Source organism: Arthrobacter sp. 01T428 (genome assembly GCF_056398685.1).
In genome coordinates, this window is record NZ_JBFTPW010000002.1 from 150,278 (window position 1) to 168,718 (window position 18,441).

Annotated in this window: 21 protein-coding genes and 1 pseudogene; 12 read left to right on the top strand and 10 right to left on the bottom strand. The window is 64.5% G+C overall.

Annotation, left to right across the window (positions count from 1 at the left end; all coding sequences use genetic code 11):
* The first annotated feature begins 84 nt into the window (after positions 1-84).
* Genes AC1DJB_RS04770 through AC1DJB_RS04780 form a run of 3 tightly spaced genes read left to right on the top strand, consistent with a single transcriptional unit; the run spans position 85 to position 2,305 of the window.
* Positions 85-858, top strand: coding sequence for a glycosyltransferase family 2 protein (locus tag AC1DJB_RS04770; protein ID WP_476909982.1), 774 nt, complete (start codon positions 85-87; stop codon positions 856-858).
* On the top strand, positions 855-1,559 hold the full coding sequence (locus AC1DJB_RS04775) for a TIGR04282 family arsenosugar biosynthesis glycosyltransferase (protein WP_284989142.1): 705 nt from the start codon (positions 855-857) through the stop codon (positions 1,557-1,559). Before AC1DJB_RS04770 ends, AC1DJB_RS04775 begins: the two co-directional genes overlap by 4 nt.
* Entirely contained in the window at positions 1,556-2,305 is a 750-nt protein-coding gene (locus AC1DJB_RS04780) for a methyltransferase domain-containing protein (RefSeq protein ID WP_441437508.1), read from the top strand. The genes AC1DJB_RS04775 and AC1DJB_RS04780 overlap by 4 nt, the downstream gene beginning before the upstream one ends.
* Here the strand turns inward: AC1DJB_RS04780 and AC1DJB_RS04785 are convergent.
* Complete coding sequence (locus AC1DJB_RS04785) at positions 2,266-2,778, bottom strand: hypothetical protein (protein ID WP_441437509.1); 513 nt, start codon at positions 2,776-2,778, stop codon at positions 2,266-2,268. The two genes, AC1DJB_RS04780 and AC1DJB_RS04785, sit on opposite strands and share 40 nt — an antisense overlap.
* On the bottom strand, positions 2,778-3,995 hold the full coding sequence (locus tag AC1DJB_RS04790) for a molybdopterin-dependent oxidoreductase (RefSeq protein WP_284989145.1): 1,218 nt from the start codon (positions 3,993-3,995) through the stop codon (positions 2,778-2,780). The genes AC1DJB_RS04785 and AC1DJB_RS04790 overlap by 1 nt, the downstream gene beginning before the upstream one ends.
* 112 nt (positions 3,996-4,107) lie before the next feature.
* Here AC1DJB_RS04790 and AC1DJB_RS04795 point away from each other — a divergent pair, with 112 nt between their 5' ends.
* Positions 4,108-5,502 carry a glycosyltransferase 87 family protein gene (locus AC1DJB_RS04795; RefSeq protein WP_441437510.1) on the top strand — a complete coding sequence of 465 codons (1,395 nt, stop codon included), beginning with the start codon at positions 4,108-4,110 and terminating at the stop codon, positions 5,500-5,502.
* A gap of 24 nt (positions 5,503-5,526) precedes the next feature.
* On the opposite strand, the gene AC1DJB_RS04800 is transcribed toward AC1DJB_RS04795, so the two are convergent.
* Complete coding sequence (locus tag AC1DJB_RS04800; RefSeq protein ID WP_059388955.1) at positions 5,527-6,009, bottom strand: MarR family winged helix-turn-helix transcriptional regulator; 483 nt, start codon at positions 6,007-6,009, stop codon at positions 5,527-5,529.
* 144 nt (positions 6,010-6,153) lie between these two features.
* Here AC1DJB_RS04800 and AC1DJB_RS04805 point away from each other — a divergent pair, with 144 nt between their 5' ends.
* Positions 6,154-6,849: a maleylpyruvate isomerase family mycothiol-dependent enzyme gene (locus tag AC1DJB_RS04805; protein ID WP_284989147.1), complete on the top strand. Its 696-nt coding sequence runs from the start codon at positions 6,154-6,156 to the stop codon at positions 6,847-6,849.
* Positions 6,850-6,940: 91 nt separating this feature from the next.
* On the opposite strand, the gene AC1DJB_RS04810 is transcribed toward AC1DJB_RS04805, so the two are convergent.
* Positions 6,941-7,402: a GyrI-like domain-containing protein gene (locus AC1DJB_RS04810; protein ID WP_307053764.1), complete on the bottom strand. Its 462-nt coding sequence runs from the start codon at positions 7,400-7,402 to the stop codon at positions 6,941-6,943.
* Positions 7,403-7,413: 11 nt separating this feature from the next.
* Complete coding sequence (locus AC1DJB_RS04815; protein ID WP_059388952.1) at positions 7,414-7,719, bottom strand: hypothetical protein; 306 nt, start codon at positions 7,717-7,719, stop codon at positions 7,414-7,416.
* A gap of 224 nt (positions 7,720-7,943) precedes the next feature.
* Between AC1DJB_RS04815 and AC1DJB_RS04820 the strand changes: the two genes are divergently transcribed.
* Positions 7,944-9,062, top strand: coding sequence for an alanine racemase (locus AC1DJB_RS04820; protein WP_476909983.1), 1,119 nt, complete (start codon positions 7,944-7,946; stop codon positions 9,060-9,062).
* Between the two features lie 734 nt (positions 9,063-9,796).
* The gene (locus tag AC1DJB_RS04825) at positions 9,797-10,117 is read left to right on the top strand and encodes a hypothetical protein (RefSeq protein ID WP_306960052.1); all 321 of its coding nucleotides are present in this window, start codon (positions 9,797-9,799) and stop codon (positions 10,115-10,117) included.
* 152 nt (positions 10,118-10,269) lie between these two features.
* On the opposite strand, the gene AC1DJB_RS04830 is transcribed toward AC1DJB_RS04825, so the two are convergent.
* Positions 10,270-10,617, bottom strand: coding sequence for a UBP-type zinc finger domain-containing protein (locus tag AC1DJB_RS04830; RefSeq protein WP_306960054.1), 348 nt, complete (start codon positions 10,615-10,617; stop codon positions 10,270-10,272).
* 55 nt (positions 10,618-10,672) lie between these two features.
* Entirely contained in the window at positions 10,673-11,626 is a 954-nt protein-coding gene (locus AC1DJB_RS04835) for a DUF5996 family protein (RefSeq protein WP_441437512.1), read from the bottom strand.
* A 192-nt stretch (positions 11,627-11,818) separates the two neighbouring features.
* On the opposite strand from AC1DJB_RS04835, the gene AC1DJB_RS04840 reads away from it, so the two are divergent.
* Both AC1DJB_RS04840 and AC1DJB_RS04845 read left to right on the top strand, forming a co-directional pair.
* Complete coding sequence (locus AC1DJB_RS04840; protein WP_476909984.1) at positions 11,819-12,160, top strand: phophatidylserine decarboxylase associated domain-containing protein; 342 nt, start codon at positions 11,819-11,821, stop codon at positions 12,158-12,160.
* 28 nt (positions 12,161-12,188) lie between these two features.
* Positions 12,189-12,731 (top strand): phosphatidylserine decarboxylase, encoded by a 543-nt coding sequence (locus AC1DJB_RS04845; RefSeq protein ID WP_306960237.1) that lies wholly within the window; start codon positions 12,189-12,191, stop codon positions 12,729-12,731.
* Between the two features lie 28 nt (positions 12,732-12,759).
* Here AC1DJB_RS04845 and AC1DJB_RS04850 read toward each other — a convergent pair whose 3' ends face one another.
* On the bottom strand, positions 12,760-13,197 hold the full coding sequence (locus tag AC1DJB_RS04850; RefSeq protein ID WP_306972489.1) for a hypothetical protein: 438 nt from the start codon (positions 13,195-13,197) through the stop codon (positions 12,760-12,762).
* Between the two features lie 302 nt (positions 13,198-13,499).
* On the opposite strand from AC1DJB_RS04850, the pseudogene AC1DJB_RS04855 reads away from it, so the two are divergent.
* Positions 13,500-14,056: pseudogene (locus AC1DJB_RS04855) on the top strand (SDR family NAD(P)-dependent oxidoreductase).
* Positions 14,057-14,229: 173 nt separating this feature from the next.
* Positions 14,230-15,138 (top strand): prephenate dehydratase, encoded by a 909-nt coding sequence (locus AC1DJB_RS04860; RefSeq protein WP_307053756.1) that lies wholly within the window; start codon positions 14,230-14,232, stop codon positions 15,136-15,138.
* 3 nt (positions 15,139-15,141) lie between these two features.
* On the opposite strand, the gene AC1DJB_RS04865 is transcribed toward AC1DJB_RS04860, so the two are convergent.
* Together AC1DJB_RS04865 and AC1DJB_RS04870 are read right to left on the bottom strand one after the other, a co-directional pair.
* Complete coding sequence (locus AC1DJB_RS04865; RefSeq protein WP_476909985.1) at positions 15,142-16,032, bottom strand: nuclease-related domain-containing protein; 891 nt, start codon at positions 16,030-16,032, stop codon at positions 15,142-15,144.
* Positions 16,033-16,190: 158 nt separating this feature from the next.
* Positions 16,191-17,039, bottom strand: coding sequence for an esterase/lipase family protein (locus AC1DJB_RS04870; protein WP_306960068.1), 849 nt, complete (start codon positions 17,037-17,039; stop codon positions 16,191-16,193).
* Between the two features lie 283 nt (positions 17,040-17,322).
* Here AC1DJB_RS04870 and AC1DJB_RS04875 point away from each other — a divergent pair, with 283 nt between their 5' ends.
* On the top strand, positions 17,323-18,432 hold the full coding sequence (locus tag AC1DJB_RS04875) for a fatty acid desaturase family protein (RefSeq protein WP_306960069.1): 1,110 nt from the start codon (positions 17,323-17,325) through the stop codon (positions 18,430-18,432).
* Positions 18,433-18,441 lie beyond the last annotated feature (9 nt).

An 18,441-nucleotide genomic window follows, 5' to 3' on the forward strand; every position in this document is an offset into this window, starting at 1 on the left:
GAAATCCGCCTGTCGCACCGGGCCTGCGGATTCTACGGTCAAAGGGTGGAGAAAGAGCAAAGCGGTTCGCGCGATCGAAGAGGAATGGCCGGCCTCCCCAACGGACCGGCCGACGATGGAGGCCCACCCGCCGCACTCGTGGACGTCGTCTTACCGTGCCTCAACGAACGTTCGGCCCTTCCCAAGGTGCTGGGAGCTTTGCCGCCTGGATACCGCGCAATCGTCGTGGACAACGGATCAACCGACGGCTCCGGCGCCCTGGCCTCGAGCCTGGGGGCCACCGTCGTCGACGAACCGAGGCGCGGTTTTGGCGCAGCGGCGCATGCCGGACTGCTGGCGGCCACGGCGGAGTTTGTGGGCTTTTGCGATTGCGATGGTTCGCTGGACCCCGCCCAATTGGCCCCGATGCTCGAGCTCGTGCGCACAGCGCGTGCCGATCTGGTGTTGGGTGCCAGGCGTCCGGCCCGCGGTGCTTGGCCGATCCACGCCCGCTTGGCCAATATGGTCCTGAGCCGGCAGTTGCGCAGGCTCACGGGGATCCCTCTAACTGACCTCGGCCCCCTTCGCCTTGCCCGGCGCAGCGCACTCCTCGGCCTGGACCTCAAGGACCGACGCAGCGGCTACCCCTTGGAAATGTTCCTCAAAGCGCACCGCGACGGTTGGCGTGTGGCCGAAGTTCCGGTCGACTATGCTCCCCGGCTGGGAAAGTCCAAAGTAACGGGGACACTCCGCGGAACCGTCACTGCGCTCAAAGACATGGGGACCCAGTTGGCCGCCGCATCGCAGCGGACTCAGGCGACGAAGGGCGACGGGCCGGCCGATCGAGCACCGGACGATCCCCATGGAGCGACGCCGTGAACCTCACCATCGCCGTCATTGCCAAAGAATGCAGCCCGGGCAAGGTCAAGACGCGCCTCACTCCCCCGCTCACCCCGGAGCAGGCCGCAGCCTTGGCCCAGACCAGCCTGAGCCAGACCCTGGAAACAGTGCGATCCCTTCCGGCGGATAGGCGTTTGCTCGTCTTTGACGGCACGCCGCACGAAAGAGATGCAGCCGGTTTTGAAGTATCCGCCCAGTGCTCCGGTGGCCTGGACGAGCGGCTGGCGGCCATCTGTTCGCTCACGGCCGGACCCCTGCTGATTCTGGGCATGGACACGCCCCAAATACGCGGGGAGCAATTGGCCCCGCTCCTGGCGGACTGGGCAGCCCCCGCTCCGGTACCGCATCGCGGCGCGTGGTTCGGCCCGGCGTCGGACGGTGGCTTCTGGGCGTTGGGCCTGTACCGGCCCGACGGCGGTTTGCTCCGCGGGGTGGACATGTCCACTCCGCGGACCGGGGCGCAGCAATTGGCCCGGCTTGCCGGCGCTGGCCTGGAGGTCGGACTGCTTCCCGTCGTGCGGGACGTGGACTACTTCGCCGATGCTCTGGCTGCCGCGCGGGAATGCAGCGGAACCCGGTTTGCCCTCGCAGTGGAGCGGTTTGGCGTCGGACTGCCCGAGGCGGGCATGCCGCTTGGGGTGCCGGCCGGCGTCGTGCCCACGTGGGGTTCCTCGCGATGAGCATCCAGACAGCTCGCGGAGGCCCTGGTGCCCGGTCCGATTCCTTTGCGCCTGACTCCCGCCCGCTCGCCTTGTTTGGACCGGCTCTCTTTGGACAGGGCGGCCACGAGCCTTATGCCCGCAGCCTGCCCCTCGGCCTGGGGCGACTGACGCTGCGTCCGGAGTCGGCATTGCCGGAGTCCATCGGGCCCGTCCACTTCAACATGCTCGGCTGGTCCGGCCCGGCCACGGCAGGTGAGCGCGAGTTGCTTCGCGCCCTCCGCGGGCCCGTTCTTGATGTGGGCTGCGGCCCAGGGCGGATGCTGGAGGCCGCCCGGGAACTGGGGCTGGCCTCCATGGGTGTCGATTCGAGCCCAGCCGCCGTGAAGCTGGCCACCGCCCGGGGCGGTGCGGCCATCCTGGGCTCCATCTTTGACCCCGTCCCGCACGAGCGAGGTTGGGGTTCGGCCCTGTTATTGGATGGCAACATCGGCATCGGCGGAAACATCCGGGTGCTCCTGGAGCGTGTTGCCTCTTTGCTCGCCTCGGACGGGCAAGTGCTTTCGGAGGCCGAAGCACGCGATTTTCTCGATGTGGCCTATCTGGCGGTGTTGGAGGATTCAGACGGACGTGCCAGCGCGGCCTTTCCCTGGGCCCGTGCCGGCGCGAAAGCGCTCGCTGTCCACGCGGCCCGCGCGGGATTGGCTACCGTGGCAACCCGGACCGTTCAGGGCCGGGTCTTCCTGACCTTGGAACGGCGGCCGTAGAGTCCGACGGCGGCCACAGCAACCGCTGCGGCCACCACCAGGACCATCCAGAAAACGCCCAAGGCCAGCACATAGCCTCCCTGCAGGACGGTGCTGTTGGCGCCGCTGCCCGGCCCGGTTGGCTGGAGCACCTGCTGGGCGCGGATGAGCGGGGCCGCCACCAACGTCATCAATGCCCCCACCAGAAGGGCCCCGCGCACGATCCCCCGTTGAACGGGGCCCAGCCCATACGTCAACCTCGACAAGCCGCCGCCGGCCAACGTCGTCAACGGAACCAGCACGCCGTCGTGCACCAACAACGCCACAGCAAGCCAGGCAGCCACACCGATCAGCTGGGCAGGCGGCACATTGGCAAGGAATCCGAAGAGGGCGTATCCGAGGGCTGCCAGTCCTAGGATGCCCAGGGCTGCACGCACCCACCAGACGGTCCCGCGCCTACCGGGCGCCGTCGGAATCCCCAAGGAGAGCCGCATCAGATCACCTCCACTTTGTGCACCCATTTGGTCTGCAAGACGCCCGGGCGTCCGGGTGCGATGATCCGTGCAGGATAGCCGTGGTCGAGGTCCAGGGGTTCGCCGTTGAGCTCGAGCGCCAGCAAGGTCTGCTCGTCCTGGCTGTACGCAGCGGGCATGAAGGACCGCCCGTAGACGCCGCCTTTCTCCATGCTGGAAATCTGCAACTCGGCATCAGCCGGTGCGCCCACCGTTGCCATCAGGTCCCTGACTCGGACACCGCGCCATTGGGCTCCTTGGCTCCAGCCTTCCACGCAGGCGATGGGCAATCCGTAGCTGTACTGCGGCAAGGCCGCGAGCTGCGCCAGTGTGAACGTCTTCTGCACCGATCCCGAGGACACGGTCAGCACCCAGTCGGGGCCCAGCGCAGCGTCAGCCACACCGGCCTGGGCGGCCGTCCTGTTGATGGGGACGGCCTGGGGGCCGGTATCCATTCGGCGCGGCGCGAAGAGGTTCAGGCCCGACAGCCAGGCGAAGGACTGGCCCCCAGTCGTCAAGACGACGACGCCGGTGCCAGCAGTGATTGCCGCCAGGAACCCCCTGCGGCTCCAGCCGTGCCCGGTTCGAGCCTTCGCGGCTGCAGGAAGAGTTTTGCTGTCCGGCACTCCCCCTTCAGTCGCCGCAGCGATGGTGGCCGCGTCCGACCGACGGCTCCAATGGGCCAGGATCAGGGGCATCTTGACAGCGATGTGAAGCGCCAAAGATCCGATGATGACCCAGGCCAGCCAATAGTGGACATCCCTGAAGGAAAACGGCCAGGGGTACCACTGGAAAGTATTAAGCAGGCCGATGGTGACTTCCACCAGCGAAGCGGCCACGAAGAGCGCAATGGAGGCCCGTTCCAGGCCGTGCACCACGGACTTCAGCGGGGGCCACCGCAAGAGTTCGGGATACACGGACCAGAGCTTGGCGACGAGGAGCGGGATAGAAGCTATCCCGGTGGTGACGTGGATGCCCTGCGTAGCCACGTACAGCCATACGGGGCGGGTAAGGAAAAGCATCCACGCTGGCGGATCCTGCAGAAGGTGGCTGAACAGTCCGGTCAAGAAGCACACAGTGAAGGCAAGGCCGAGCCAACGGCCCAGCACCACCGTCAGCCGCCTGCTGCGCAAGGGCGAGGAGAACCGTCCGTTCACCGCTTCCATCCGCTGTTGGAGGAAAGTGGTCAATCTGTCCATGCCTTGATCACACCACCAAGACCCTCCCGCCGTCCCGATGCAGACCTTACGAAAGGCATACGGTGCCGCGGATCAATGGCCCACCAGCCTGCACGTGGTGCACGATCGAAGGGTGAGCGAACCAACAACCCGGCCCGCGTCCGGCATTTCGGCCGCGGTGATGGCGCTGGCACTGGTGGCCCTGCTCGCCGCCGTCGTCTGGTGGACCGTCACCACCGATCCGTCCGCGGAGTGGGTGTCTCCCCTTGGCACGCTGGCCGCCTGGATTGTCTTCTTCCCGGCGGTACTAGTGGCGCGCCGGATCACGGCGCGGCACGCGGCCGCCGTCGTCCTTCTGGGCTCGCTCTTGGTGGGAGCCGCGGCCATCGCCGCACCGCCGGCCACCAGCAACGACTCCGCACGCTATGCGTGGGACGGCATCGTCCAGAAGGCCGGAATCTCTCCATATGCCCACGTTCCGGCGGACGAAGCGCTGCGGCCGCTGCGGCCGCCGTGGCTGTTCCAAGACGCCGGGCCGGATGGAACATGCCATAGCAATCCCTTCCCCACAGGTACGGAGACCACCACCAACATTCCCGGCGGCAGTACCCTGTGCACGGCCATCAACAGGCCCGCCGTGCCCACCGTCTACCCGGCGGTGGCAGAACTCTATTTCCTGGCCGTGCGGTTCGTCCCGGGTCCCGAGGTTGGATTCATCGCCTTCCAACTGGCAGGGCTCCTGCTTAGCCTCGCCATCACGGTGGCATTGCTGGCGTTCCTGCGCCGCACCGGAAGGCCCGCGCACCAAGCCGTCTGGTGGGCCTGGTCTCCGCTGGTGGCTTTTGAAGCCATCAACGGGGCGCATGTGGATGCGTTGGGCACCGCCCTGGCCTTGGCGGCGGCGCTACTGCTGGTGGGCGGGCGCACACTGGGTTCCGGAGTCGCCTTTGGCGCGGCCGTGGCCACCAAGCTGATCCCCGTCATCAGCGCCCCGGCACTGCTGTACCGGCGGCCGTTCCGCTTCGGCGCGGCCGCCGTGGCCACGTTCGCCGTGGTGTACGTACCGTACGTCCTCGCCAGCGGTTGGGCTGTCCTGGGCTATCTTCCCGAATACCTTCGTTCGGAGGGGTACGACGGGCAGGACAGCCCGCGGTTCGCTTTGTTGAAGCTGGTGCTCCCGGCCAGTTGGGCAGCGCCGGCAGCGCTCGTGCTCCTGCTCGGCCTCGCGGGTTACGTATGGCGGACAACCGACGCCGCCCGGCCATGGGACGGACAAGTCTTGATGATCGGAGGGATGCTGCTGGTCGTTTCGCCCAGCTATCCGTGGTACGCACTGCTGCTCCTTCCTTTCGTGGTGCTGAGCCGTCGCTACGAGTTCACCGCCATCGCTCCCGTGCTGGCCTTGATGTATTTCACCGGCGCCGAACCCAACGGCCCATTGGCGGCGCGACTCGGCCTGGGGACCGTCGTCGTGCTCTTGGTGGTTGCAACGGTAGTGAGACGACGGCGGCAGCACGCAGTGGCGTAATCGGGCGGCCATGCTGCTGGTGCGCTAGCTCTGCTCAGGCAGATCCTTGCTGGTTGCCGTTGACTCGTTCTCGGGCATTTCTTCGCCCCAGCGCGCAGAACCGAGCCAGCGGATAACGGCCACTAGCTTGCCGCGCAGTTCCTCCACGCCGACTTCGACGCCGGGAGTCAGATTCCGGTCAAGCGCCCGGGCCTGGACAAGGGCCGTCCGGCCCGACTCGGAAACAGCCACCCGCTGGGAGCGCCCGTCCAGGCGGCTACGTTCCCGGGTAATGTGCCCATGCGCCTCCAACCTCGAAAGCGTCTGTCCCATGGTCTGCGCCCGCACCTGGACTTTGGTGGAAAGCCGGGCCTGCACCATGGCCCCTTCCGCGTCGAGAACCTCCAACGCTATGACACCCGCATGGGTCAGGCCCAAGACAGCAAGCTTTTCATTCCAGGCATGCTCGACCAGTCGCGCTGCAGTTGAGAGCAACCGTGGAGTCGTCCAGTCGTTTAAGTCCGGCATACATCCACCATAGTAAGCCTGCTTCCTAAGTGCGGGATGCCAGTGTGAAACGACCCGCGCCAGGAGCATCGTTGGCGTGATCGCCACACCGTGTTGGAACCCGCTGGAATTCAGGGAAACCGGCCGGCCCATTATGCTCGGCATATGTCGCCGGATCGCCTTCTTACTGAGCTGGCCAACAGCCTTGACCGCCTGAGCGTCCTCGCTCGCCAACCCGAGGACATTCTGACCCGTCCTGTCCCCGCGTGCCCTGGCTGGACACTGAGGGATCTCTTCGGGCATCTGGGGTCGATCGAACGTTGGGCAGCCCAAATAGTCCTTTCGGGCAAGTTCGTCGAGGAACCTGAACCACCGGTCACCGGAGCCGAAATGTGGTTCCTCCAAGGCGCGGACGCCTTCCTCGCGACAATGTCGGCACTCGAACCCGAGGAGCCGTGCTGGAACTTCGGCCCGCCTCCGCGCAAAGCCGGGTTCTGGCGCCGGCGCCAGGCACATGAACACGCCGTCCACCTCATCGACGCCTGCCAAACAACAGGGTTGGCAGACCCTGTTTTCGCAGAAGATTTCCTGCTCGACGGAATCGACGAAATCCTGACAATGTTCACTCCGCGACAGCTTCGCCTGGGACGGATGCCCCAGCCGAAAGGGGCAGTGATCTTCCACGTACCCGGAGCCCGGAGCTGGAAACTCGGCCAAGGGGTAGCCGAGGCCTCCATTGCCGCCCCGCTGCACGGGATGTACCTGGGGCTCTGGGGCCGCTCCAACCTCGCAGAAACTGCTCTCATCGAAGGTGACAAAGCGCTTGCCGTCCAGGTTCTGCAAGGCCCCCTCACCCCCTGACCACCTGGTTTTTCGGCCTATATGCATAGCGGCGCGCAGCCATCCCCCCGCCATGTTCCGCGAACTCGGCAAAGGCGCCCCGGCCGGCCAGCTACTTCAGCAAGTGCACGATCGTGGTTTCAGTGTCCGCCGGATCTGGTGTCGGATCTCCGTAGATCTCCCACGAATGCCCGGCAGACTCCCTATGATTCGCCGCCATCCACTCCTCGATCGTCTTGTATGCCTCGTCCATGCGGTGGTACGGCCCACGGTGGACTGCCACGGCAGCCTGGCCCGCGGGGGTTTCGGTTGCATGAACCTCGCCCGCCGGTTCAAAGGTGCGCGTGACTTCGACGCCGAAGTCGCACAGAAGGGGTGCGTCAGGCGTGTTCGGGTGGTGGTAGACGAAGACATTGTGGCCGTCCGTCCACAGACCCGGCTGACTGCGAATGAAGTCCCAGACCAGCGCCACAGCAGGGCCCCATGCCGAGCCGACTTCGCCCGGAACGACCTCACGCCGGACGGCGGCCAGCATGCGGGGGCGAACAGTCTGTACGTTGACGGGGACCGACATGCAGGAGTCGGCTAGTACTTGTCCGCAGAGTCGACCGATTCCCCGACGGTGACTTCAGGGGCCACGTTCGGGTCGCCGCCGACCGAGCCGATGAACGCCTGGATCTCGGGGTCACCGAAGAATTTCTGGAATGCTTCTGTCGATTCCCATTCATCGACTACGAGGACAAACCCGTCGCCGACCGCGAACTGATGGTGGATGGCCCCAGCAGCCCGGCCGCGCTCCCCCCATTGGCGATACTCGTCAGCGCGCTCCTCCAGCGACTTGGCGAAAACGCTCGTGTCACCGGAAACCTTGGTTGCAATGATGACGGACATGATGTGACCTCCTATGGCCTGGACTCAGCTCGTGGCAGCCAGACACGCGACGATCCGCCTGAAAGGTCTGACACGAGAAAGACCATACTCATTCCGCCCTGTAACCGCCCGAGTGGCCACTACTTGTCATTCGCGGCGACCTGCCGACGGGTTCTCTAGTTACTGAACCCGGATAGGATCTCCGGGTACCCAGCTTCCGGAACGTCCTGAAGGAACCGCATCGCATGCCGCACCTTGACCCCGCCCTCCCTCTCAACACCTTGCCGCAGATGCTCCTGGACGTTGCCGCCGTCGAGCGCAATATCGGCATCAAAGCGGCCTGGACACGGGAGCGCGGCATGGTGCTGGCCCCGCATATCAAGACCACCATGACGGGCGAGATTGTCCGTCGGCAGTTGCCCCGTTCCTGGGGCGTGACCGTGGCGACCACCGCGCAGGCCGCGCAGGCCATCGAGTGGGGTGCCACCCGGATCCTCATCGCGAACGAGGTGCTGTTCCGCGGCCACCTCGAGGAGCTCCGCGCCCGGCTGACAGCCTCGCCGGAGCTGGAGATCTACTGCCTGGCCGATTCGACGGCGGGCGTCCAAGCCATGGCCGAAGTGTTCGAACACTCGCCACAGCCGCTCAACGTACTGATCGACGTCGGGACCGCCGGCGGCCGCACCGGGATCCGCAGCGAGTCCGAGGCCGGGCCTCTCGCTGCTGAGGTTCGTGCCGCCCAGGGATTACTGTTGGCCGGCGTCAGCGCCTACGAGGGCGTGGCACCGAACACCAGGACCGATGCAAACCTGGCCGGGATCGATTCGCATTGCCGCCTGGCCCGCGACATTTTCGACGAACTGCACGCCACTTTCGAGGTGGATCTACCGGTGTTCAGCAACGGCGGCTCGGCGTTCCAAGACCGTGCCGCCGCGTTCCTGCCGCACAGCACCTCCGTCAACGTGCTCCGGTCAGGCTGCTACGTCGTGCACGACCACGGCACCTACCAGAGCGTCTCGCCAATCCCGGGTCTCACCGCCGCCGTCGTGGTTCGGGCACTGGTCATCTCCGCCCCTGAACCCGGGCGCGTTGTCCTGAACGCGGGCAAGCGGGAGTTGGCGTACGACGCCGGCCTGCCGGTGATCGTCTCCCGATTCCGTAACGGGGCCCTCCTGCCGGACGGCGAAGGCGCCACGCTGACGCGCCTCTTCGACCACCACGCCATCGTGGACGACGCAGAAGGCCTGCAGGTCGGCGATATCGTGGATCTGGGCATCTCCCACCCTTGCTCAGTGTTCGACCGCTGGCGTGAGGTTGTCGCAGTCAGCGACGACGCCGTCGAGACCTGGCGTCCGGTGTTCTAGGCAGTCCTGCAAGCGGCTGGCATCCGGAACGTCCGTTACGACTTGTCTCTGCGCAGCAACGTCATCTGTCCTCCCAAGGGAAGGGTTCAACACGCTGCAGTGCCTTCTGAATATCTTTGGCGCGCGATTCAAGCCCGAGATCCGCGAGATGTCCCAAGCCGTACGTGAGCCACTTCCGGCCGAATTCTCGCTGCTTCGGAGACAGGACAGGCTCCCTCGAGAGATCCAGAGCCCGTAAGACACGCTGGCGAGGCGTGGGCCGCCCGTCGAACCATCCCTGGATCAGTTCTACCACCACTTGGGCAATGATGTCCGCAAGCATCTCATCGCCTCCTAGGTGGGGCACCGCCGAGGCCCGGCGGCATGCGACCACGTCCCGGTCCGCCCGGAATGGAAACGAGCTATCGGTACAGGTGTTCGCCACTCTATTTCCGAAGCCTCCCGAATATCTATCATTGCAACGATGGCAGTATCCGTATTTCAAACTTGGTGAGCCCGATGCCTTGATGCACGCGTTGGATCGGGCGAAATAGGTTCACGTAGAAAAGTGGTCGAAACGCCCGGAGGAAACACGCTTTGGCCGTGCGTGGTCACCCCAATCCGGCCAATTTATTTTGAAAAGGGCGTACCTGTTCCGTGGACACAAACGATTAAAAGAGTGGACAATACCGAGCTGACCTTCGTGAAGGCTGCATGACAACGGCGCGCCGTACAACCCGGGAAAGTACACATCAATGACACTCACTGCCGAGGCCATTCATACGCTAGTAGAGATCGCCGTCCGCTTCAGCCCCGACGGCGCCCCGTTGGCCGTCCGATATGACGGCGGCATCTGGGCTGTGGATCCCGACGGCGGCGCCGCGCACTGGTTCGGACGCGGAAGCGGGCGGGATGGCGGCGACTCCGCCGCCACCGACAGCGAACACCTCGCATCCGTTGAAAACTGGCGGGTACAGGCTCGCCTCAACTCAGACTCCGCATTGCTCACATTCCATCTGCAGCGGAGTCCCGGATCCCCGGACTGGTTGCTGGCTGACATCACCGACGCGTCCTAGAACAGCTCCCGGGCTCGATCGCGTGCTGCAACGAACAGACCGGCCGCTTCGGCATGGATCTCGGCTACGACGTCACCCTGGTCACAGCCTCAACCTCCGCGTTCAGCCCGGAAGCGATGCACGCCGCTCACGCTATCGTCCTTCCATCCCCGTCAGTGCAGTCGCTGCTGCCAGTCGGCCGGGACGCGTGAGGCTGGGCCCGGAACGCTTTGATCGAGCGGGTGATGCGCCGGCGGTTCAAGTTCCGGACCGGCGAAAAATGCGGAGTCGGGATAGTTGAAGAACCAGTCCTCGCCCGGCTCGAAGCTGCGGATGACCGGGTGGCCGCTGGATTGTGCATGGGCTGTGGCGTGTTGCCCCGGCGAGTTGTCGCAGCAGCCGATGTGCCCGCACTGGGCGCACCGCCGCAGGTGGAGCCACCAGCCACCGTTGGCCTCGCATTCGACGCAACCAGGTCCGCTGGGTGGAATCGAAACGTCGATTCCGTGATTTGCATTCATGTGGCTTTCCCTCGTATTGGAGTGCCTTTGGACCACCCACTACTTTACGCCCCGGCTATTTCACGCCGAAGGAATGCTGCCCTCGTCGTGAGTGCCGCCAGCGGGCCGGATCCGCCTCCAGCGCGGCCCGGTCCCAACGTCCTGTCTCCGCAGCCGCCTCGTAGGTGGACTGCAGGAACCGCAACAGCATCTTGTCGGGGTCCGAGGCAGTGCGGACGTTCTCATACGGGAGGAGGTACAGCCTGCCGTCATTGTTATAGACGGCACCGTCGGCGTCGGTCACATATTCGGCGTAGCCGGCGGGCTCGGGATAGCAGTAGGCATAGAAGGCTCCTTCGTCCCCTCCCCCGGGCCAAAACCCGCAGCTGCTTAGCTCGTGGGAGTAACCCTCCACCATCACCCAGTCGGCGCAGTTCGGGATTCCTCCGGGGTGGGTGGGCGCGTCCCGTCCGGAGAAGCGGGAGTACGCGAGGTCCATGCCTCCCCAGAAGAAGTGCACGGGACTGGCCTTGCCCCTGAAACGGGACCTGAATTCGTTCAGGACGCGGTCCGACTGGACCAATTGCCGCCAAAACAGCCCGATGGCCTCCGGATCGTAGGAGGCGTGCTGATGGTCCTCGGCGAAGGGTATGGCCGGGTCCACCTCGTTCGGAATGCCGCGGATAGACGCCTCGATACCGAGCCGGCCCAAGGCTTCGAATACCTCGGAGTGGAATTCGGCCACCGACTTGGCTCCGAGAACGACGAATGCTGAAGTTCCATTGCTGGAGCGTATGTTCAGCCGGTGTTCAAGGAAATCGAATTCGATGTCGTAGGCACCGCGGCCATACGGGATCATTGATGTCGTCAGCCCGCGCGGCGTGACGTAAAGCGTCACCTGCCACCAGTGGTTCAGCATCGGGCTGTGCGCCATGCGGATTTTTCCGACGATCTGGGTCCACATGTGCACGGTCTCCCGGGTCAGGGTCCAATCATCGGCCCGAAGCCGTGGCCATCCAGGGTGAGCCATCTGACAATTCTGCCACCTTAAGCGCCAGAACCGCCGAGGTCCCCTGCTTCGGCGCCTGGCCCGACGTCGGAGGCGCGCAGGCTCGGCACTATCACAATCAACGCTTCATCCGACCGTGTCCGACGACCGGGCGGCTGGCTGCCCGAGCGACAAGACGACCTTGAGGAATGGATTGCCGGTCACCGGGAACGAGTGGAAGCGCGGGGCGAAGATGCTGCCCTGCATCCCGTGATCGTGGAGTTCAAGGAACTGATCGCCAGCGATCCGGTTGTCCGCCTCTACATGACGGAGATGATCGAGCAGGTACCTAAATTGAAGCCCTACCGCAAACGGCATCTCACGAGCGTTGACCAGATGCTTCGGCTCATCAACGAGGTCCTGACGACTGCCCCCGAGTTCAGCGAAGGCGGCATGGTCACCACGCCGTTGACAGCGATCCTCGATTGGACCATGGGTACCGAGGCCGGGTTCGCGGCTCACCGCGATCCCCGGATCATCGCCATAGCGCCTGCGAGTCGACCCCATACAAGATAAGCTCCGACGTTCAACGCCGGAGCCGGTTCTGGGTCAAGAACCAGCCCTCTCACTCGAGGACCTGCTCGCCCGGGACGAGTCAATGGATCATTTTGTGGGCGGAACTGTGTACCAGGCGTTCCTGAGCGCGCTCAATTATCACCGGTGGCACGCTCCCGTCGCCGGAACGATCGTGCGGGCGTACGTCAAGGACGGCACGTACTTCTCCGAGGCAGACTCCGAGGGGGCCGACGCCGTCAAGCCGACCCTCTCCCAGTCATATCTGGCCCACGTCGCTGCCCGCGCGATCATCCTGATCCAGGCCGACGACCCCGTCATCGGTCTCATGGCAGTGATCCCGGTAGGCATGGTCGAAGTCTCGTCCTGCGTCATCGATCCGGAGATCGTACCGGGCCACCACGTAAACAAGGGAGACGAACTGGGGTACTTCCAGTTCGGCGGCTCGACCGAGTGCCTCGTCTTCCGGCCCGGTGTCATCGACCAGTTCGCTCTCACCGCTATCCCCCAACCGCAGGATCCGAACGCGCCCCTCGTGCGGGTCCGGTCGAAGCTGGCGACCGCTAAGTCCTGAGGCCGACGGCGGCCTCCTGAGGCACGAGCTAGTCTAGATGTGCCCTAGGGGTCTGGCCGGAGTGCCGGAACAGGGCCAACGCCCGCGTAAGCGATATGTCCGCCCGGGAGACGAGTAGCGCTGTCAGCAAAGCTGCCGCAACGTGCGTGTCCAGCATCAAATCCGGTGAGTGCCCGGCCGCGACGGATGGCGTCACGGCCAGCTGCCCAGGCTGCCATCCTGACCCTGCATGCTGATGTTGGGCTGGCGCAACAACCGAGAAGGTCCCGGAGAGCCGGCCGAAGGCCAGATGCAGGACCTGCTGGGCGACACCGCAGAGAAAGACCAATAGCCAACTCGGTAGGTTTATCCGGGCGAGCAGCGAAGCGCACATACTCAGCAGAGCCGTCAGCGCGATCAGCACCGGAACCCCGGGAGACACGCCACCCGAGACCAGGTGGGCGACCAGGCCCAGTCCGACCGCCACCGGTCCGACTTCCCACCCCGGGAATCTGGGACGTCGACGGGACCTGTGCTCATCCACGCTGTTCTCTCTCCCTTCCATCGGTGGACGGGTTCTGCTCTCCTTCATGGTGCCGCCGTTTCGCACCTGAAGGAAGACTTTCCGGCCGTTTGCACGTTTGGGTCAAAGGACCCTCGCTGTGGAGCCAGGAGATTCGAAGTCCCGGCTTCTTCTCGCGGGACGGAGTACGGTTGCCACAAGCGAGCGGCTCAACCACCGCTCAACACTGAAATCGCGGGACCGATTCCGCCGCACGAGGAGGAACTATGAGTAACTTCGAAGGCAAGACCGCGATCGTCACCGGCGGAGGCTCCGGACTTGGGGAAGCGATCAGCAAAGACCTCGCGAAGAACGGTGTCAACGTCGTCGTCGTCGACATCAACCTGGACGGTGCCACCCGCGTGGCCAACGAGATCACGGCGCTGGCGGCACCGCCGCTCCCTTTCAGGCCAACACAGCGGTCGCCGAGGATAGTAAGAAGGCCGTCGACTTCGCGGTGGCGAGCTATGGCGCCGTCGCCGCTCCCGGCAACGCCGCTTACACCGCGGCCAAGCACGGCGTCGTGGGCCTGACCAAGAATGCTGCGGCTGAATATGGGGCCCAGGGGTTGCGCGTCAACGCTATCGGCCCCGGCTATATCGATACGCCGCTGCTGGCCGCTGCGCCTAAAGAAGTCCTCAATGGGCTCGAGGCGAAGCATCCGCTCGGCCGCCTGGGACAGCCTGAGGAGATCGCGAACGTCACCACGTTCCTACTTTCCGACAAGGCCAGTTTCATGACCGGCTCTTACGTACTCGTCGATGGCGGCTACACCGCCGTCTAAGCTGCTGCCAGCCGGCGGCTCGTGGATCAGGGCGTAGTCCGAGTGTGGGACCCGTTCAGTGAGGGTAACCCGATACCTCCGCACACGCATCGGCGCGCTCCGAGCCGGTTCACACCCAAAGTCCGTTCTGGCGCGGCGCTTCCCACCCGGCAAAATGTGACACCATTTGCTCCATGGTTCGTAAAGTTGCATATCAAGGAGAGCCCGGCGCCAACTCCAACATCGCCTGCCTACAGATGTTCCCCGACATGGAGCCAGTACCGTGCCCCAGCTTCGAAGATGCTTTCGAACTAGTGAAATCCGGCGACGCGGACCTCGCCATGATTCCGATTGAGAACTCCATCGCCGGGCGCGTTGCGGATATCCATGTGCTCCTGCCTGAATCCGGATTGCAGATTGTGGGCGAACATTTTCTCAGGATCCGATTCCACTTGCTGGGCATACCCGGAAGCACCCTCGAACAGGCGCGAGAAGTGCACAGCCACGTTCATGCCCTCGGCCAGTGCAGGAAGCTGATCCGGTCAATGGGGCTGAAACCAGTTGTTGCCGGCGACACGGCAGGATCCGCACGGGAGGTCCGCGACTGGAATGACGCTTCCAAAGTCTCGCTCGCGCCTCCGCTCGCCGCCCAGATGTACGGGCTGGACGTCTTGGCAGAAGACGTCGAGGACGACGCCACCAACACGACCCGGTTTGTCGCCCTGTCCAGGGAGCGTCGGCAGCAAACCCGCGACGAGTTGCCCGGTCCCGTGATCACGAGCTTCGTCTTCCGGGTCAGGAACGTCCCCTCGGCCCTGTACAAAGCCCTGGGTGGTTTCGCAACGAACGGTGTGAACATGACGCGCCTGGAAAGCTACATGGTGGGCAACGAGTTTGCTGCGACCACCTTCATGGCAGACGTTGAAGGTCACCCATCCGACACCCCCGTGCGCCTCGCGCTCGAGGAGCTGGAGTTCTTCACCGATGAGGTCAGGGTTCTCGGCGTATATGCTGCTGCTCCATACCGAAGCCAGGGGTTCACCAATTCCGGCAACCCAGGCACAACGCCTGCCGGCACTCCAAAGACCACTTTGTCGCTTTAGTGGCTAGCCGTGCACGGGCATCGGAACGAACCACGCAATGATCACCGGAAGTTTGAAAACAGCGACGACGAAGCAGGCCGCGACGGCAAGCGCCCATGCCGCCCGCCGTCGTCGGGCCCCCACGACTTCCGTCCTGACAGCGTCGAAGGCCCGCTGAAGAGCGACAGCGTCCCCGGGCCCCGCAGGCTGGCGGTGCCAGGTTCCCGGCAACGCGGCAACGGCGACAATGCGGGCGATCTGCTCCGGAGTGAGGACCGGTCTGCGCCGGTTAAGCCAGCGCAACAGCTGACCATCGCTCAGCACAGTTATGCTCTCGGGCCGTTCCCGGACCGTGATGCCCTTGGGCTCCACGAACACCAGGACACCGGTGACCTCCACCGCCAGACCTGCTGCTGCGGAGAGGAGCTTGGCGGCTCGGGCCGCCTCGTGCATGGCGTTGGGAAGATAGCGCTGTCTCGTGCCGGCCACCATCAGAGTGCGGCCAGCCACCCAGATTCTCTGGTTTGAATGATTCTTGGTGTTCACTGTGTACACCCCTGCCGGCCCGATCAACACATGATCAATGTCTGACGTGCCGGCCCCGACCGGAACCGCATGAAGGACTGTCCATTCCGGTCCCAGCCGCGCCAGAACCCGAGCCACCGCCAATTCCCCGACGGCGCCCGTGTACCAGGGGCGGCTGTCTGCGGTCAGCGGGTCAAGCCCGAACACGCGCCCCAGCCGGGACCGCGGAGCGTCCCTTTCCCGCACGGCCAAGAGCTCGGCCATCACGGCCTGTCCCGGTACCCGGTCAGTCAGCAGCCCGGGACTGAGCTCGGTGTCTGGACCTTTGCCGGGAACCTCCGGCGGGTCCGGAGGCAGACCTGTACCAGTCGGGAAAGGGTCGGGGATCATGGGCTTTCGCATTGTCGTTGGTACACAGGACCGATCCTAACGGTGCCGGGCGAGAATACAGGCAGCACATTATCGGCGGCCCGACTGATCTGCGGACCGTGCATGGCCGTCGGGGCCTGCAACCTCCTGGACCAAAAGCCCAGGCGGGCCACCACCCGCTACACGCACTCCGGGCGATACCTCGGATCTGCGGGGCCGCTCTGGAGAAGCGCGTTGGAGACGAGAGACCACACGTTCGGGTCGTTGGGAGATTGATCGTGTTCGAATGTGTCGAGCGGGCAGTAGTCCTGCAGGACAAGGTTAGACACTTGCTTTAGCGGCCCAACAAGAGCCTGGCTCGTATAGGGCGTCACGACCTCGTCGTAGCGGGTCGAGATCACTGTGTACGACGGCCCCGGCACGGCGTCGCCGATCGAATTGAGCTCGGTCATGAATGCCGAGCCGGCATGCTGGTCCGCGCAGGCCTGGCACAGGGTGCTCGTTGCGGTCGTGTCGAGAATCATCCCTGCGGGCGACGGCGCGATCAGGCCTTGGGTGCCATGGTTCGACGGCGCAATGCCAACCAAATGGTGCACATACTTGGCGCCGTCGAGGAAGCCGATGTAATAGCGCGGCATCATCCCACCTTGGCTGTGGCCGACGAGATCTACCTGCTTCGCACCGGTTGCGCCGAGAACTGAGCGAACGAACGTCGCAAGCTCAGCCGCGGAGTCCCGAATTGGCCCGCTGGCGGGGACACCGTTGACTACTCCGTAGTTGAGCGAGAAGACACAGTACCCCTGATTCTTAAGTACGGGCGAGAACAGCGCCCAGTTCTTGTACATCGTCTCGAACGTCCCTGGGACGAGGACTACCGGGTACGGATGCACGCTCGACGGCTTGCACGTCCAGTCATTGGCTCCGGGCGGGTCCGGCGAGATCGAGTCGGCCTGAGCCGCGGGTGCGGCGAAGAGTCCAATCGTGAGCGCCGCAGCGGCGAGGACGGCGGTGAGTCGGAATCGGCGCATGGCCTTGCCTTTCTCCTGGCCGCGAACCCCTATGTCCGCGGCATCCCTAGCTACTTTGGGGTAACTTACCGCCGGGTTGCAATACCGTGCTGCAAACTTGAGAAAACGTGCACCCCGCTGGTCAACCCCGGACCGTATCGAATGCCAGACCAATCACCGACTGATCGTCCCGCCCTGATCCCAATCCTCTGGACGGGTAGGGCCAGCGGCGCCTAGGCTGGTTGTGTTGCCCCGGACCCCGGCAGCGCGTCTTCAGCGCATCCGAGGAGGCAACCACTTGCCCTTGACCAACCAGCCTTCACCGTCCGTGCCCGCGTTGACGATGCCGCCACGACCCACTCCGCCAAGGGCACGGATCAACAAGGTCACGAGCAGCTATGCGGACCTCCTGAAATCCGTCCGGGAAGCGGGTCTGCTCCGGCGGTGCCGACGCTACTACCTCCTCCTGCTGACGATCCTGGCCGTGGTGGGAACGGGGATCTGGGTGGTGTTCTTCATCTTGGGAGACTCCTGGCTTCAGCTGGCCGTGGCAGGCGCCTCCGGCGTCGTCTTCACGCAGTTCGCCTTCCTCGGCCATGAAGCAGCCCATCAGCAAATGTTTGCGTCCCGTTCCGCGAACGAGTGGACTGCACGCCTCATTGCCACCCTGGTGGTAGGCATGAGTTTCGCGTATTGGACCGACAAGCACTCGCGCCACCATGCACGCCCGAACATGGTCAATCATGACCCGGACATCGCACAGGGTGTGGTCATCTTCCACAACGAAGTGCCAAGCAGCCGCGGAAGACTCGGCCGTGCCCTCGGCAAGCACCAAGGCTATTTGCTCTTCCCTTTGCTCTTGTTCCTCGGATGGACGCTGCATATTGACTCGTTGAAGTATTTGCTTCGGCGAGGGCCAGTGAAGTACCGGTGGCTTGAGATCGCCCTGCTGGGTCTGCACTTCGGTGCCTACGTCGGCCTGCTTTTCCTCGTCCTGTCCCCCGCGATCGCCGTCACATTCATCGTGGTACAGGTCGCCGTGTTCGGTCTGTACATGGGAGGAAGCTTCGCGCCGAATCATAAGGGGATGCCGATCCTGTCCGAAAACAGCCGGGTGGACTTCCTGACACGGCAGGTGGTCACGTCCCGCAACATCGCCGGAGGACGATTCGTGACCTTACTCATGGGCGGGCTTAATCACCAAATAGAACACCACTTGTTCCCCGATATGCCCCGCCCGCACCTGCGAGAGGTCCGTCAGCTCGTCAAGGCGCACTGCGATGCCGAGGGGATCGCCTACACCGAAACGGGGCTGCTGCACTCGTACGCAATCGTGGTTCGCTACCTTAATACGGTAGGACTCGCGGCAGCGGATCCGTTCACCTGTCCAGTGGCCGGCGAATACCGGCGATAACCAGCGGCC